The following is a 15,995-nucleotide window of genomic DNA, read 5'->3' on the forward strand; positions in this document are numbered from 1 at the left end:
AACATCTTCGTTTTTCGATGTCAACTAAGTTTTTCAATTTCTTTTTTGTCGTTTTCTGCGTTTCCGCATCAGCGACGGTTATTAATATATCATGGTGAAAAATGAAATGCAACACCTTTTATAAACTTTTTTTAAAACTGCCCACATTTCTTTTTTTATATCATATACTTAAACGAAATATCTCTTTCATGTATGAGCAATTCCTACATATATTTTATATAAAGTTACTCTATCAAAAGACGTTTCTTTCTATAATAAGCGTTTTATTCATATAGCATATCATACAAGGAGGAATATATATGGACTATACCGATTTATTAATCAAACTAGGTCTCTCGGCTATTTTAGGATTTGCCATTGGTTTAGAACGCGAATTAAAACGGAAACCACTTGGTTTAAAAACGTGTTTAGTTATTTCTATTATTAGTTGCCTCCTAACGATTGTTTCTATTAAAGCAGCTTATAACTTACCACATACCGATCATATGAATATGGATCCACTTCGACTTGCCGCTCAAATTGTATCAGGAATTGGTTTTTTAGGTGCTGGCGTAATTTTAAGAAGAGGCAACGATAGCATCGCAGGGCTCACGACTGCCGCTATGATCTGGGGTGCTTCTGGTATCGGTATTGCTGTTGGGGCCGGATTCTATATTGAAGCGATATTCGGAATGTGTTTCCTTATGATTAGTGTCGAACTTATACCACTCGCGATGAAATATGTAGGCCCTAGATCATTTCGTCAACGTGATATCGCTGTGAAACTTGTTGTACGAAATATGGACAATATCCCAATCGTAATTGAAGAAATAAAAGAAATGGATATAAAAGTTAAGAATATGAAGCTTAAAACATTAGAAAACGGTTCTCACTATTTACATCTTAAACTGTCCATTGATCAAAAAAGACATACTGCTGATGTTTACTATGCTCTCCAGCATCTTGAAAGTGTCCAACAAACTGAAGTGGAAAGTATGTAACGTAAAACAAACTCTCTTTAATTAGAGAGTTTTTCTTTTTTCTATAATGGCAACAATGAATGTAGTCCTGCAAAACAAGGAGGAATTTACTATTGAAATCCCGTCCGAATTTAGTAGATACATTTCGTGATTCCATTATTTTTCGTTTAATTTGTTTTATTATTGTATTCACTGCTTTTTCTGGTTTTCTTATACATAGATTAGAACCCTCTCATTTCACTACATGGTTTGACGGAATTTGGTGGTCAATCGTTACCATTTTTACAGTTGGATATGGAGACTTTGCTCCTCATACAACGATAGGAAAACTAATAGGTATAAGTATTATTTTATTAGGAACTGGCTTTTGTTCTTATTATATGGTTCTATTCGCTACTGAGATGATCAGTAAACAATATATGAAAATTAAAGGTGAAGAAGCCGCTACCTCTAACGGTCATATGATTATCGTTGGCTGGAATGAGCGTGCAAAACATGTTGTAAAGCAAATGCATGTATTACAACCAAACCTTGATATCGTTTTAATTGATGAAACACTTTCTTTACTCCCAAAACCATTTCATCATTTAGAATTTATAAAAGGTTGTCCGCACCACGATCAAACTTTATTAAAAGCTAATATTAAAACGGCACACACCATATTAATAACAGCGGATAAAGAAAAGAACGAAAGCTTAGCAGATACACAATCCATTTTAAATATTTTAACTGCAAAAGGACTCAATCCAAACATTCACTGCATCGCAGAACTACTTACTACTGAACAAATTCAAAATGCAACGAGAGCTGGCGCGTCAGAAATTATAGAAGGAAATAAATTAACGAGTTATGTATTTACCGCTTCTCTTTTATTCCCTTCTATTTCAGGTGTACTATTCTCACTTTACGATGAAATCTCTGATAATAAATTACAACTGATGGAGCTTTCTCCGTCCTGCACCGGACAAACCTTTGCAAATTGTAGCTATACCCTTTTAAAACAAAACATTCTCTTACTAGGTATAAAGCGCGACGATCAATATATGATTAACCCAGTCCATACCTTCATTCTTATCGAAAGCGACGTACTCATTGTTATTCACCATTAAGAAAATGTTTTTCTAGTTCCCGCATGAGCACTTTTCCAATATTGATATATTTTCTTTTCACTTCTGCATCTGGATCTTTCGGTTCAGCAAATTGATCCATCCCACTCGTTCCCGCGGTTAAAGTATTCACATTATCATCTAGTTCGTCTTGATATACGTGCGAAAGAATATACGGCGTTTCAAGACGGACTACTACACCAGGTACATCTAGTTCACCATCTACTGCTGTAAACGGCACTCGTAAAAATTGATACCCATCTTCTTCATCGATTTTGTAATCGAAGCATCCTTTATCATAATCCCAATTACCACCAATACTATATCCAAGTGGTTTCATAACCTCTTCTAATTTATATAACGCATATGTACGTCCTTCTAAATTTGATTGAATCGGAATCAAGCCCATCCCTCCAAGACTTTTCCTTTAGCATACCCACTCTAGTTTGAATATACTGATGGACTTTTCGATAAAATAATAAAAAGCGACCGGAATCCGGTCGCTTTTTATTATTTTAAACGCTCTTCTAATTCTGCTTTTAATTCTTCAAATCCTGGTTTACCAAGTAAAGCAAACATGTTTTTCTTGTATGCTTCTACGCCAGGTTGGTCAAATGGATTTACGCCTAATAAGTAGCCGCTCATCGCACATGCTTTTTCGAAGAAGTATACAAGGTAACCGAATGTGTACTCATTTAATTCAGGAATATTTACGATTAAATTTGGTACTCCCCCGTCGCTATGTGCAAGTAATGTACCTTCGTATGCTTTTGTGTTTACGAAGTCTACAGTTTCACCAGCAAGGTAGTTTAATCCGTCTAAATCGTTGTCTTCTAATTCGATTGTTAGTTCATGTGTAGATTTACCTACTTTAAGAACTGTTTCAAATAAGTCACGACGACCTTCTTGAACGTATTGACCTAATGAGTGTAAGTCAGTTGAGAAGTTTGCTGAAGATGGGAAAATACCTTTTTGATCTTTTCCTTCACTTTCACCAAATAACTGTTTCCACCACTCAGCGAAGTATTGAAGTGCTGGCTCATAGTTAACAAGCATTTCAATTGTTTTTCCTTTATTGTATAAAGCGTTACGAACTACTGCGTATTGGTAAGCTGGGTTTTCTTCTAGTTCTGATGTTCCGAAGTCATCATGACCAGCAGCTGCACCTTTCATCATCTCTTCAATATTTAAGCCACTTACTGCGATTGGTAATAAACCAACTGGCGTTAATACAGAGAAACGTCCTCCAACATCATCTGGAATAACGAATGTTTCGTAACCTTCGTTATCAGCTAATGTTTTTAATGCACCACGTGCTTTATCTGTAGTTGCATAAATACGTTTGCGAGCTTCTTCTTTTCCATACTTCTCTTCTAATAACTTACGGAAAATACGGAATGCTAGTGCTGGCTCTGTTGTTGTACCTGATTTGGAAATAACGTTAATAGAGAAGTCTTTACCTTCTAATACGTCCATTAAATCTTTCATGTAAGTGGAGCTAATGTTTTGTCCAACAAATAGCACTTGTGGAGTTTTACGTTGTTCTTTAGATAGCGTGTTGTAGAAAGAATGGCTTAACATTTCGATTGCTGCGCGTGCTCCTAGGTAAGAACCACCAATACCTACAACAAGTAAAATGTCAGAGTCGTTTTTAATTTTTTCTGCGCATTTTTGAATGCGAGCGAATTCTTCTTTGTCATATTGAAGCGGAAGGTCTACCCACCCAAGGAAATCGTTCCCAGCTCCAGTTTTTTCGTGGATTGCGTGATGTGTTACTTTCACTGCATCACGTAAATAAGTGATTTCATGTTCACCGATGAAGGATAACGCTTTAGAATAGTCGAACGTTACATGTGTACTCATCTTTTTCCCTCCAATTATGGATATGTATTTCTGTATTCACTTTAGCGAAACTGAAGTTGTAAATCAAGCGATTCAACCATTGTAAACGTAACCAATATATATTTTTTAGAAAAAGTTCATTTTTTGCATAAAAATTCGCATTTTTCGGTATAGATGTATATACATCCTCTTTCGAACATTTTTTATGTATAAAAACAACATAACTACCCCATTCTATAAAAGAGTTAATTAACTCATCGCTTGCTCATGCTTCACAATTAAGGGGGGCTTTTTCATGAGTACTTTGCAACGTATCGCATTAGTCTTTACTGTAATTGGCGCTGTGAACTGGGGACTAATCGGATTTTTCCAGTTTGACTTAGTAGCAGCCATTTTCGGCGGACAAAATTCAGCTCTTGCACGTATTATTTACGGCATCGTTGGTATATCTGGGCTTATCAACCTTGGTTTACTGTTTAAACCATCTGAAAATCTTGGTACGCACCCAGAAACAAACGAAATTCGATAATCAGTATGTCCTTTCACCTCCGACATACGAATATGATTGCATGCAATCATATTTGCAAATATATATCATAAGATAAAGTAAAAGAGGAACGCTCATATGCGTTCCTCTTTTACTTTGTTAACTCGGACTCTTCAATCCATTCTGCCAACTTTTCTCGCAGCGTATTAAACCCGTTTTCAGATGGGTTCGGTATAAGAATCCTTCCTTGTTTTCTTTTCGCCGCTTTTAACGATAAACTCATTTTTCTGTGCTCTTCATCAATTGAAAGTACCTTTACTTCTACTGTATCGCCGACTTTTAAAAAGTCATGAATATCCTTTACATATCCATTTGTAATTTCAGATATATGCACAAGTCCTTGTGTTTCTGCATCTAACGCTACAAATGCACCGTAATCTTGAATTCCAGTCACTTTCCCTGTTACAACCACTCCTGTTGTATATTGTTCTGACATATGAAACACTCCCATACGTTTACCATTCTCTCTACAATTATAGAGAGCAAAGCAGATATATTTATTTTAAATATCCGATTGGTTAGTACGCATTCTAGATAATGATATCTAGAATGCGTATACCTTATATTAGTAAATTATACCACTATGACAGAACTCATTCAAAATTCATGAAAAATTTCCCTTAAAGAAGTATAATTCTCCAATATTGGGATAGACTACTAACACATGGCTTTCTAGTATTCCCCCCCTTTTATGGACAAAACGTATTACGTTTTGTCCTTTTTTTATTTTCTACAAATCGTTCCATTCTCTTCATCGCTTCCATAAGTTGTTCAAGCGACGTCGCATATGAACAACGAATAAATCCTTCACCACTTTCGCCAAATACGCTACCAGGGACAACGGCCACTTTTTCTTCCAACAATAACTGTTCTGCAAATTCCGCTGAAGATAATCCGGTTGAAGATATAGAAGGAAAAACATAAAATGCTCCGCCCGGCACATGACACGTTAAGCCCATTTCATTGAAAGATGTCGTCATGAAGTTACGACGCTTCTTATAGCTATCTCTCATTCGAATTACTTCATCGTTCCCTGCGCGTAACGCCTCAAGTGCTGCAAACTGAGACATCGTCGGTGCACACATCATTGAATACTGATGGATTTTGAGCATTAATTCTGAAAATTGAACAGGAGCTGCAATCATACCGAGGCGCCATCCTGTCATCGCAAATCCTTTTGAAAATCCTGAAATTAAAATCGTATGCTCACGCATATTTTTAATACTCGCGAAACTTGTATATACTTCGTCGTATACAAGTTCTGCATAAATTTCATCAGATAATACGATTAAATTGTACTTCTCAACAATCACTGCTATTTCATCAAGCTCGGATTTATTTAGCATTGCACCTGTCGGGTTATTTGGTGAACAAAGCAAAATTGCCTTTGTTTTCGCTGTAATAGCTGCTTCAATTTGTTCTGGTTGTACTTTAAACTCGTTTTCTAACGTAGTCGCCACAGGAACCGGAACTCCTCCAGCTAATGTCACAAGTGGTGCATAAGAAACGAAGCTCGGTTCAATAATGAGCACTTCATCATCAGGATTTATAATGGCGCGCATCGCTACATCTAACGCCTGGCTCGCTCCAACTGTAACAATGATTTCATCACTTGGATCATAAGATACTGCAAATTGTTTTTTTAGATACTTTGCTATTTCTTGACGGAGCTCCAATAATCCTGCATTTGCTGTATATGACGTATAACCTTGTTCCAAAGAACGAATACATGCTTGCCTTACATTCCAAGGTGTAACAAAATCCGGCTCTCCTACCCCGAGGGAAATAACACCTTTCATATTTGCTGCTAAATCAAAAAATTTTCGAATACCCGATGGTTTTAAAGATTCTGCTGATCTAGATAGTTCAAATTGCTTCATGGTGTCACCACAATTCGCTTATCATCATCGTCTTTTTCATAAATAACGCCCTCATGTTTATACTTCTTCAAAATGAAATGAGTAGTTGTAGAAACAACAGATTCAATTGTTGCTAATTTCTCAGAAACAAACATCGCTACTTCTCCCATCGTTTTCCCTTCTAATGTAATAGAAAGATCATATGTCCCTGACATTAAATAAACGGATTTCACTTCTGAATAACGATAAATTTGTTCAGCAACCGCATCAAACCCAACGCCATGCTTTGGCGTAACTTTCACATCGATCATTGCCGTTAAACCTGTATGTTCTTTCACCTTCGTCCAATCAATATGTGTTACATAATCCACAATAATCTTTTCATTTTCTAACCTCGCAACCATCTTCTTTACTTCTTCTACCTCTATATTTAACAGCTTCGCTAATGTATCTACAGATAATCGACTACTCTTTTCAAGACAAGCTAATAATTCTAATTCTTTTTCTGTCACCATATAAATCATCCTTCCTTTTCGTTTGTGTTTAAATTATACAAATACCCTTTCCAGTTTGAAAAGAAGATTTTTCTATTGAATTATGTCAAAATAAAGTGAAACTTTAATCAGCGGAAAAATGCGTGATAAAGCGAAAGGGGATGGAACCGTGAAACCAAAAGTTTATATTGCTGAACCAGTTCCAACATTTGTAGAAAACTATTTATCAGAACACTGTGATTATGAAAAATGGGATCAAAATGAGAAAGTACCTCGTGATGTTCTATTAGAGAAAATACAAGATAAAGATGGGTTATTAAATTTCGGATCTGCTATTAATGAAGAATTACTGACAGTGGCTCCTAACTTAAAAGTAGTGAGCAACATTTCTGTCGGTTACGATAATTTTGATTTACAAGCGATGAAAAACCGAAATGTTATCGGAACGAATACACCATATGTATTAGATGATACAGTAGCTGATCTCGTTTTCGCCCTTATGCTATCAGCTGGGCGCCGCGTTTGCGAACTCGATTCTTACGTGAAAAATGGTGAATGGAACGCTGAAATCGGAAAAGAACACTTCGGACTCGATGTACACCATAGCACAATTGGTATTATCGGTATGGGCCGAATTGGAGAAGCCGTTGCAAAACGAGCAAAATTCGGATTTGATATGAATGTTCTTTACTATAACCGCCGTCGTAAAGAAGAAGCTGAACAAAAATTCGATGCTACATATTGTGATTTACAGACGCTACTGAAGCAGTCTGACTTTATTGTTCTTCTTACTCCATTAACAGATGAAACATATCACCTTATTGGAGAAAAGGAATTTTCATTAATGAAAGAAACAGCAATCTTCATTAATGCTTCTCGCGGGAAAACAGTAGATGAAGAAGCGTTAATCCATGCTTTAACAGAAAAGAAAATCTTTGCAGCAGGTATCGATACATTTACACAAGAGCCGATTCAAAAAGATAATCCACTCTTATCATTACAAAATGTTGTGACTTTACCACACATCGGATCTGCAACATTAAAAACTAGGCAGCAAATGGCTATGACCGCCGCTGAAAATTTAGTTGCAGGATTACAAGGAAAAACACCGCCTAATATTGTTCGCGGGTAATACTGAATAAACGAAAGGCAAGATGACGTCGTCATCTTGCCTTTTTTTGTTAACATATTTTCTTCTTCCTTGGAGATGATATGAACAAAAATCAATGGAGTGACAAAAAATGAATCACGAATATACTTGTCCTTATTTCACTTTTTCCACTCGCGGCACTACTATTCATTACGAATTGTATGAACACGATAACAAAACAGAACGTCCTACTTTCGTACTCGTTCACGGCTTTTTATCTTCCTCATTCAGTTACCGTCGTCTCATTCCCTTACTATCGAAAGCAGGAACAGTGATTGCTCTTGATTTACCACCGTTCGGAAAAAGTGATAAGTCTCATCTGTTTAAGTATTCTTATCACAATTTAGCAACGATTATTATTGATTTAATTGAACATTTATCTCTCTCAAACATTGTATTAGTTGGGCACTCTATGGGTGGGCAAATTTCTCTCTATGTAAACCGTATACGTCCTGAACTCATTTCAAAAACGATTTTACTATGTAGCTCTAGCTATTTAGCACGCGCAACCTTACCTTTACTATACTCTTCTTATTTACCGTTCTTTCATTTATACGTAAAGAACTGGATTATTAGACGCGGTATCGTTCATAACTTAATGAATGTCGTTCATGATCACTCATTAATTGACGATGAAATGAAAAAAGGTTACTCCGCTCCTTTTTATGACGACCGTATATTTCCCGCTTTAACTCGCATGATACGAGACCGTGAAGGTGACTTATCTTCAACTGAATTACAAAAAATCGAAACACCTACACTACTCATTTGGGGTGAAAAAGACCGCGTCGTCCCTGTACATGTAGGTCATCGTCTACACAAAGATTTACCGAATTCAAAATTTATTTCTTACGAAAATACAGGACATTTACTACCTGAAGAAAAGCCTGAACATGTTTATGAAGAAATTATCGCTTTTTCTGCGCAATAAAGTGAAACTTTAATTAGCCCCCACCTAACTTCTTTGCTTCTGCTGAATTTTGAGGTGGGGGTCTTACTGCCCGGCAAATAGCGGGATAATATAAAAAAGGCCGTCGGAAATTCCGACAGCCTATAATGAACAGCTTCCGCCTTCTTTTATTACAAGTAATTCCACAGCTAATTTCTCACATTTTTCAAGCGCAGGTACTTCCTCAAAAGACATAAAGTATATATGTTGAATCTTCTTTGCGATGTATTTTGGATCATCAAACACACTTATGACGTTCACAACATCGCTCGCTTCTGTTTCATAAAACTCCGGTCCCATTTGAAACGGATCCCAATTCTTCACAACCTCTATCATCTTTTCATATGTACCCATTCGCTTCCCGCCTTTTCACTTTTTAATACTTTTCTTTATCCTATCACATCAGCTATTCTATAAGAAGAGAGAGAACTTTCATAACTTATTGGTTTTACAGAAGAAGGGGGCAAACGTATGCAACTATTTCATAAAGCAATCAATCGACGTGGAACGCATAGTATAAAATGGGATACATATAAAAACGAAGAACTTATCCATGCTTGGATTGCTGATATGGATTTTGAAGTACCAACACAAATTCAAACTGCTTTAAAGAAACGTATTGAGCATCCTATTTTCGGCTATACACTTCCTCCCGAAAATATTGGAGATATTATTTGTAACTGGACAAAAAAACAATATAACTGGGACATTCAAAAAGAATGGATTGTTTTTAGCGCGGGGATCGTTCCAGCTCTTAGTACGAGCATACAGGCTTTCACAAAAGAAAACGAATCCGTTCTCGTACAACCACCTATTTATCCTCCATTTTTCGAAATGGTCACAACAAACAACAGGCAGTTATGCGTGAGTCCATTACAGAAACAAAATGATACATATGTGATAGACTTCGAGCATTTAGAAAAGCAGTTTCAGCAAGGTGTCAAACTCATGCTTCTTTGTAGCCCTCATAACCCAATCGGACGCGTTTGGACGAAAGAGGAACTTGTGCAGCTCGGATCGTTATGTACTAAATATGACGTTATCGTTGTCGCGGATGAAATTCATTCCGATATCATTTATGCAGAACATACACATACGCCGTTCGCTTCCTTATCTGAAGAATTAGCAGAGCGCACTATCACTTGTATGGCTCCAAGTAAAACATTTAATATCGCTGGATTACAAGCTTCGATTATTATCATTCCAAACGAAAAACTCCGTCACGCCTTTACAGCTATCCAATATAGACAAGGCTTCCACGGGTTAAATATCTTTGCCTACACAGCGATGCAAAGTGCCTATACAGAATGTAATGATTGGTTAAACGAAATTCGATTATATATAGAAGATAATGCTCAATTTGCTTGTGAATATATTAAAACTCACATACCTGCTCTTTCCGTAACGAAGCCAGAAGGTAGCTTTTTATTATGGATTGATTGTTCTCGTCTAAAGCTTTCTCAAAACGAGCGTACTGCATTACTTGAGGAAAAAGGAAAAATCATCGTTGAACCTGGTGAGAAATATGGGTTAGGTGGCGAAGAACATATTCGAATTAACATCGGCTGTCCACGATCTGTTTTAGAAGAAATTTTGAACAGACTGCGTCATACGTTTTCATAATAATAGAGGAGTCTGTCCCCTAATCATTCTTGGACAGACTCCTTTGTCCTATTTTATCGGTAAGTCGATATATTTCAAGTTACGGTCGATATATTCTAATAATCGCCGATATAATTTGAGTTACAATCGATATATTCCAATAATCGCTGATATATTTTCACTTATACTACACAAAAAAAGCTACCAGCACGGTAGCTTTTACTTTTTCTTCATATCTGCTGCTTTTTTTACAATTACACCACAAGCAATTCGATCGCCTGATTTACCTGTCGGTTGTGTCATACCATCATCAGGGTTTTCTGTAATAATAATAGACGCTCCATCTTTTCTATGAATCGTCGTTTTTCCTTCTTCAAGTGTGATGCGAGGTGCATCGATTTCCGCTTTAATCTTTCCAGAACCATCTGCAACTACGTTCGGTAAATCACCGTTTTCTGCACCCTTCGGATTAAGAAGACCATGTTTTTTATCATCAGGATTAAAATGATTCCCGGATGATTCAAAACGAGGTGCCTTACACTCTCCGATTTCATGTACATGTAGTCCGTGTGGTCCTGGCGTGAAACCTTCTCCTTTAATCGTAATTTTCACGCCACTTGTTTGCTGCACTACTTTCGCAGTCCCTACTTCATCTCCTGAAGCATTATGTAATTTCACTTCAATTTCTTTCGGCTTTCCTTGGTCACAACCTGCCATCAGAAATAATAAACAACAACTGAAAAAAAGCCGTTTCTTCATTCCATTCCCTCCAAAATATATTCTGCCCTTAGATTGTCCGAGCATAGAGGGAAACATACAAAAATGCGTTACTGTTTCTTTTCAGCTAATAGTTTTTCTTCAACTTTCTGTAATCGCTCCGCTTCGCGTTTTGATACACGAATGAACATACGCCACGTAGCAACCGCACCAATTATAAATAGCACGCAAACAATCCCTGGAATAATATATTCTGTTTTATCTTCTGGAAAATATAAAGGCATCATATAGAACACTCCTTATTATAGGATTTGTAAAACATCAGAATTTTCTGTTATATAATTTTAAATTATAGTGGAACCTATCCATATTCTCAAGGGGGCGTTCCGAAAGTGAATGATTTCTTTGACTCCTTCTCCTACTTTCCTTACTATAAACTTGAGGTGAAAAATATGAGAGAAACATTTGAAATTGGTGAAATCGTTACTGGTATTTATAAAACTGGCAAATACATCGGCGAAGTTACAAATAGCCGCCCTGGCAGTTACGTCGTAAAAGTATTAGCTGTTTTAAAACATCCGGTGCAAGGTGACTTACATAACGTAAAACAAGCTGACGTACCATTTTTCCATGAAAGACGCGCTTTAGCTTTCCGTGAACAGACGAACATTCCAGAGCAAATGGTGAAAAAATATGAAGGAGAAATTCCGGATTATACCGAGTCACTAAAATTAGCATTAGAAACCCAAATGAATTCATTTTCTGAAGATGATTCACCTTTTGCAGAGCGTAGTCTAGAAACATTAGAACAGTTAAAGAAAGACTACAAACTTTAAAAAACAAAACGACCAAATTACATAATGTGCAATTTGGTCGTTACTGTGTGCTCACTTTCTTTAACACTTTTGAAAAATCAACGAGTTCTCCTAATGTTGGAGGTGCTGGTTTTACTAAATACTCTTTATCTTTTTCTACTAGTTTAAAAATATTGTACGTCGTCATCGCATCATCAAGCGCACAATGATGCTTCCCTGTCCCTACTTTTCCGTACGCCTCAATTGCTTTCCATAATCCTGTTTGATTTCTTTCTCCAAAAAACTTCTTATACTCAAGCGATAAATCACGACACTGTCCGAAGAATGGAAAAGCTATCCCTGCCATTTCACAATTATGCTTCAGCACTTTCATATCCATATTTCCCCACGTTACAATTGTCGGTTTACATTTCGTTTCGTATTCCGCAAGCTTCTTAACGAGTTCAGGAAATGAAATCCCTTTATCCACGACTTCTTGTTTTATTCCTAAAAACTTCTTACATCGATCCGTTAAAGAGGGAAATGTTTTCGGCCTGACATGTGATGAATACGTATCTTCCACCTTACAGCCAGCAACTGAAACGAGTCCTACCTCAATAATTTCCGGAAAAAATCCTTTCGGTTTCTTTCTATGCTGGGGCATCGTAAACTCAAAGTCTAAAAATAAAAATCGTTGTTCATCCATACGATCCCTTCCTTATCATTTTTATCATTCCTTTCTATTTGACACTCCTACACGAACAAGCTCGAATGCTAATTCCATTTTAAATATTCAGATTGGATGTATCTTATATATATGTCAAATGCCCACAAATATTTTAAAAAATAAGAAAAAATGACCTATGCAGAAAATATGACAAAATCCCTCCTTGCATTTACATCCGCAGTTTTTCTACTTTATAATGACGTTATGTGTGTTTCATCTAGTTAATATTTGACACACTAAGAAAAATGAATGAAAGGAGATGAGATTTTTGCACGAAACAACGCAAGAACTCGCTAACTGGCAGTATTATTTTGCTATCGCAGTCTTTTTAATTACATATGCCATTATTATTTCTGAAAAAATTAATCGCGCTGTCATCGCACTTCTTGGTGCAGCATTCATGGTAATTGTGGGGGTCGTCGATTTACATAACGCCTTTACGAAACATATTGAATGGGGAACGATTACGCTACTCATCGGTATGATGATTTTGGTGAACATTACGAGTAAATCAGGTGTTTTCCAATACGTTGCCATTAAAGCAGCAAAAGGGGCACAAGGAAATCCAATTAAAATTTTAATTTCCCTTTCCCTACTTACCGCGCTTGGCTCCGCATTTTTAGATAACGTTACAACTGTACTTCTTGTTGTTCCAGTTACTTTATCTATTACGCGCATACTGCAAGTAAATCCTGTTCCATATCTACTTTCTGAAATTATTTTTTCAAACATTGGGGGAACGGCAACATTAATTGGTGATCCACCTAACATTATGATTGGTTCTGCCAATAAGCATTTAGACTTCAATGCTTTCCTATTGAATCTAGCACCAATCGTAATTATTATTATTGGAGTTACAGCAACAATACTTTACTTCATGTACCGTAAACAATTAATTGCCGATCCTGTACAGGTTAAAAAATTAATGAGCTTAGATGAAAAACAATACATTAAAGATCCAGTATTAATGAAAAAATCTTTAACGGTGCTTGGACTTACGATTGTAGGTTTCATGACTCATTCTATTTTCCATATTGATGCGGCTATCATTGCCTTAACTGGTGCTACTGTACTTATGTTAATTGGTGTGAAAGAGCATGAAATTGAAGAAGTATTTGCAAGCGTAGAGTGGGTAACAATCTTCTTCTTCGCAGGGCTATTCGTACTTGTTGGAGGACTTATCGATATCGGTCTTATCAAAATGTTAGCTCAAAAAGTAATTGGTATAACAGGCGGAGATATTTCTTACGCATCCATCCTTATTTTATGGGTATCTGGTATCGCCTCTGCAACAATTGATAACATCCCATTCGTCGCAACAATGATTCCACTTATTAACGATATGGCAGTTGGGCTAGGCTTATCACCATCTGACGCACAAATCGATGTATTATGGTGGGCATTAGCACTAGGTGCTTGTCTCGGTGGAAACGGAACATTAATCGGAGCTTCTGCTAACGTAATCGTTGCAGGTATTGCGAGCCGCGAAGGACATAAATTTAGTTACATGGAATTCCTAAAAGTCGGTTTCCCAATTATGATCGTTTCATTAATCATTTCTCACATTTATATTTATTTACGCTACCTTATGTAGTAAAAAGAGCGCTCTGATAATCAGGGCGCTTTTTTACTTATATCTAAAATATATCGAATTATCAACAAAAACGAAAAATCTACTCTTTATATCTCACCGGTTCATTTCGAATAATAAATAAATGAATCGGTAAGAACACCGAAAATGTGATTACATGAATAATCGTAAATAATATAGAGTTCGTTCCATATCTGTCTAAAATAGCGTAGATAAGATAAATAGACAATACAATCGATACAGCTGTTGCTAGTAAACTTATAATTGGTACGAAATTAAAAATGAAACATGCAACATATATACCGAATACTTTCCACCCTGCTTCTTCTTTCAAAAAATCTGGTAATTTATCTTTCGCTAAGTCACCCCACGTCTTACTATTCAAAAACGGAATAAACGCAAGCACCCCGTCCGTTGCACCATCATTTTTCGCCATCGAATAAAGTGCAAAAGCCGTTAACAAATATGAAATAATTGCCCAAATCAATATAACAAGAATAAACGCAAAACTAAGAGCAAAGAAACCTGCTAGTACGCCTTGATCCTCCATCTTATCCTCTCCTCTCTACTTTCAACATATTTCATTACATTGCAAGTTATGTTTTAAAATTTATCCAAACTCTTTGTATAATAAGAGAAGAAAGAGAATAAGAGAGGAGAAACAATTATGCATCCATTTGTAAAAGCATTACAAGAGCATTTCACAGCTCATCAAAATCCTGAAAAAGCAGAACCTATGGCTCGTTATATGAAAAATCACTTCCCATTTCTAGGTATTCAAACACCGGAAAGACGCCAATTATTAAAAGACGTCATTCAAATACATACTCTCCCAGATAAAAAAGACTTCCAAATTATCGTACGTGAGCTTTGGGACTTACCAGAACGTGAATTCCAAGCGGCCGCACTTGATATTATGCAAAAATATAAAAAGCATATAAACGAAACTCATATCCCCTTCTTAGAAGAACTTATTGTCACAAAATCTTGGTGGGACTCTGTCGATAGCATCGTCCCTACATTCTTAGGTACTATCTTTTTAAAACACCCAGAATTGATTTCTGCTTATATTCCAAAATGGATTGCATCAGATAACATATGGTTACAACGCGCCGCTATTTTATTCCAACTGAAATATAAACAAAAGATGGATGAAGAACTTCTTTTCTGGATTATTGGACAACTACATTCTTCAAAAGAATTTTTCATTCAAAAAGCGATTGGCTGGGTCCTTCGTGAATATGCAAAAACAAATCCGGATGTAGTTTGGGAATACGTGCAAAACAACGAGCTCGCTCCATTAAGTAAGCGTGAAGCAATTAAGCATATTAAAGAAAATTACGGAATAAATAATGAAAAAATAGGCGAGACTCTATCATAGATAGACGCGTTCCTCTATTGAGATTTAAAAAAGAACGTGTTAGAATATGTTCATTATTACTAATATAAGTAGCGATGACGGACTTATAAGTACTTGCATAAAAAGCGATTCAGGGATAGTGAAAGCCTGAAGCCGCAAGGAAACGGCAGTCCCGAGCAATACATGATAAAGTGGATGCACCTTTTGTGTATCAACTAGGGTGGAACCGCGGGCAAACGCTCGTCCCTAGGCAAATAAGCCTTGGGATGAGCGTTTTTTTATGTTCTTTTTAGCTATA

Annotated in this window: 19 protein-coding genes; 9 read left to right on the forward strand and 10 right to left on the reverse strand. The window is 36.5% G+C overall.

Annotated features, from left to right (window positions below; translation table 11 throughout):
- Positions 1-299: 299 nt before the first annotated feature.
- The gene (locus AC1Q8M_RS20820; RefSeq protein WP_000386676.1) at positions 300-980 is read left to right on the forward strand and encodes an MgtC/SapB family protein; all 681 of its coding nucleotides are present in this window, start codon (positions 300-302) and stop codon (positions 978-980) included.
- A gap of 92 nt (positions 981-1,072) precedes the next feature.
- A complete protein-coding gene (locus tag AC1Q8M_RS20825) occupies positions 1,073-2,068 on the forward strand; it encodes a potassium channel family protein (protein ID WP_000842316.1) in 996 nt (331 codons plus the stop codon).
- Here AC1Q8M_RS20825 and AC1Q8M_RS20830 read toward each other — a convergent pair.
- Complete coding sequence (locus AC1Q8M_RS20830; protein WP_000612347.1) at positions 2,055-2,468, reverse strand: YugN-like family protein; 414 nt, start codon at positions 2,466-2,468, stop codon at positions 2,055-2,057. The two genes, AC1Q8M_RS20825 and AC1Q8M_RS20830, sit on opposite strands and share 14 nt — an antisense overlap.
- 107 nt (positions 2,469-2,575) lie before the next feature.
- Positions 2,576-3,928 (reverse strand): glucose-6-phosphate isomerase, encoded by a 1,353-nt coding sequence (locus tag AC1Q8M_RS20835; RefSeq protein WP_000103664.1) that lies wholly within the window; start codon positions 3,926-3,928, stop codon positions 2,576-2,578.
- A gap of 274 nt (positions 3,929-4,202) precedes the next feature.
- Between AC1Q8M_RS20835 and AC1Q8M_RS20840 the strand changes: the two genes are divergently transcribed.
- Complete coding sequence (locus AC1Q8M_RS20840) at positions 4,203-4,436, forward strand: DUF378 domain-containing protein (protein ID WP_000105788.1); 234 nt, start codon at positions 4,203-4,205, stop codon at positions 4,434-4,436.
- A gap of 109 nt (positions 4,437-4,545) precedes the next feature.
- Here AC1Q8M_RS20840 and yugI read toward each other — a convergent pair whose 3' ends face one another.
- From yugI to AC1Q8M_RS20855, 3 genes are all read right to left on the reverse strand, one after another.
- Positions 4,546-4,890 carry a S1 domain-containing post-transcriptional regulator GSP13 gene (gene yugI / locus AC1Q8M_RS20845; protein ID WP_000003764.1) on the reverse strand — a complete coding sequence of 115 codons (345 nt, stop codon included), beginning with the start codon at positions 4,888-4,890 and terminating at the stop codon, positions 4,546-4,548.
- A 253-nt stretch (positions 4,891-5,143) separates the two neighbouring features.
- Entirely contained in the window at positions 5,144-6,334 is a 1,191-nt protein-coding gene (locus AC1Q8M_RS20850) for an aminotransferase (protein WP_000808528.1), read from the reverse strand.
- Entirely contained in the window at positions 6,331-6,828 is a 498-nt protein-coding gene (locus AC1Q8M_RS20855; protein WP_000255696.1) for an Lrp/AsnC family transcriptional regulator, read from the reverse strand. Before AC1Q8M_RS20855 ends, AC1Q8M_RS20850 begins: the two co-directional genes overlap by 4 nt.
- Before the next feature lie 118 nt (positions 6,829-6,946).
- On the opposite strand from AC1Q8M_RS20855, the gene AC1Q8M_RS20860 reads away from it, so the two are divergent.
- Positions 6,947-7,939: a 2-hydroxyacid dehydrogenase gene (locus AC1Q8M_RS20860; protein WP_002094180.1), complete on the forward strand. Its 993-nt coding sequence runs from the start codon at positions 6,947-6,949 to the stop codon at positions 7,937-7,939.
- A gap of 109 nt (positions 7,940-8,048) precedes the next feature.
- Positions 8,049-8,888: an alpha/beta fold hydrolase gene (locus AC1Q8M_RS20865; RefSeq protein WP_001015204.1), complete on the forward strand. Its 840-nt coding sequence runs from the start codon at positions 8,049-8,051 to the stop codon at positions 8,886-8,888.
- Positions 8,889-9,008: 120 nt separating this feature from the next.
- Here the strand turns inward: AC1Q8M_RS20865 and AC1Q8M_RS20870 are convergent, their stop codons facing one another.
- Positions 9,009-9,260 carry a YugE family protein gene (locus AC1Q8M_RS20870; RefSeq protein ID WP_000537641.1) on the reverse strand — a complete coding sequence of 84 codons (252 nt, stop codon included), beginning with the start codon at positions 9,258-9,260 and terminating at the stop codon, positions 9,009-9,011.
- A 117-nt stretch (positions 9,261-9,377) separates the two neighbouring features.
- Here AC1Q8M_RS20870 and AC1Q8M_RS20875 point away from each other — a divergent pair, with 117 nt between their 5' ends.
- A complete protein-coding gene (locus AC1Q8M_RS20875; protein WP_001175831.1) occupies positions 9,378-10,529 on the forward strand; it encodes a MalY/PatB family protein in 1,152 nt (383 codons plus the stop codon).
- 198 nt (positions 10,530-10,727) lie between these two features.
- On the opposite strand, the gene sodC is transcribed toward AC1Q8M_RS20875, so the two are convergent.
- Together sodC and AC1Q8M_RS20885 are read right to left on the reverse strand one after the other, a co-directional pair.
- Positions 10,728-11,267, reverse strand: a complete 540-nt coding sequence (gene sodC, locus AC1Q8M_RS20880) for a superoxide dismutase [Cu-Zn] (protein WP_000746521.1) — start codon at positions 11,265-11,267, stop codon at positions 10,728-10,730.
- 68 nt (positions 11,268-11,335) lie between these two features.
- The gene (locus AC1Q8M_RS20885) at positions 11,336-11,512 is read right to left on the reverse strand and encodes a hypothetical protein (protein ID WP_000982763.1); all 177 of its coding nucleotides are present in this window, start codon (positions 11,510-11,512) and stop codon (positions 11,336-11,338) included.
- A gap of 165 nt (positions 11,513-11,677) precedes the next feature.
- Here AC1Q8M_RS20885 and kapB point away from each other — a divergent pair, with 165 nt between their 5' ends.
- Positions 11,678-12,061 carry a kinase-associated lipoprotein KapB gene (gene kapB / locus AC1Q8M_RS20890; RefSeq protein WP_001209343.1) on the forward strand — a complete coding sequence of 128 codons (384 nt, stop codon included), beginning with the start codon at positions 11,678-11,680 and terminating at the stop codon, positions 12,059-12,061.
- Positions 12,062-12,101: 40 nt separating this feature from the next.
- Here kapB and kapD read toward each other — a convergent pair whose 3' ends face one another.
- The gene (kapD, locus tag AC1Q8M_RS20895; protein ID WP_000344356.1) at positions 12,102-12,725 is read right to left on the reverse strand and encodes a 3'-5' exonuclease KapD; all 624 of its coding nucleotides are present in this window, start codon (positions 12,723-12,725) and stop codon (positions 12,102-12,104) included.
- A gap of 289 nt (positions 12,726-13,014) precedes the next feature.
- Between kapD and AC1Q8M_RS20900 the strand changes: the two genes are divergently transcribed.
- Entirely contained in the window at positions 13,015-14,340 is a 1,326-nt protein-coding gene (locus AC1Q8M_RS20900) for an ArsB/NhaD family transporter (protein ID WP_000545210.1), read from the forward strand.
- 79 nt (positions 14,341-14,419) lie between these two features.
- Here AC1Q8M_RS20900 and AC1Q8M_RS20905 read toward each other — a convergent pair whose 3' ends face one another.
- The gene (locus tag AC1Q8M_RS20905) at positions 14,420-14,887 is read right to left on the reverse strand and encodes a hypothetical protein (RefSeq protein ID WP_000390061.1); all 468 of its coding nucleotides are present in this window, start codon (positions 14,885-14,887) and stop codon (positions 14,420-14,422) included.
- A 117-nt stretch (positions 14,888-15,004) separates the two neighbouring features.
- Here AC1Q8M_RS20905 and AC1Q8M_RS20910 point away from each other — a divergent pair, with 117 nt between their 5' ends.
- Positions 15,005-15,718 carry a DNA alkylation repair protein gene (locus tag AC1Q8M_RS20910; RefSeq protein ID WP_016079886.1) on the forward strand — a complete coding sequence of 238 codons (714 nt, stop codon included), beginning with the start codon at positions 15,005-15,007 and terminating at the stop codon, positions 15,716-15,718.
- The last annotated feature ends 277 nt before the right edge of the window (positions 15,719-15,995 follow it).

It is taken from the genome of Bacillus sp. GW823-FHT06A10 (assembly GCF_058795375.1).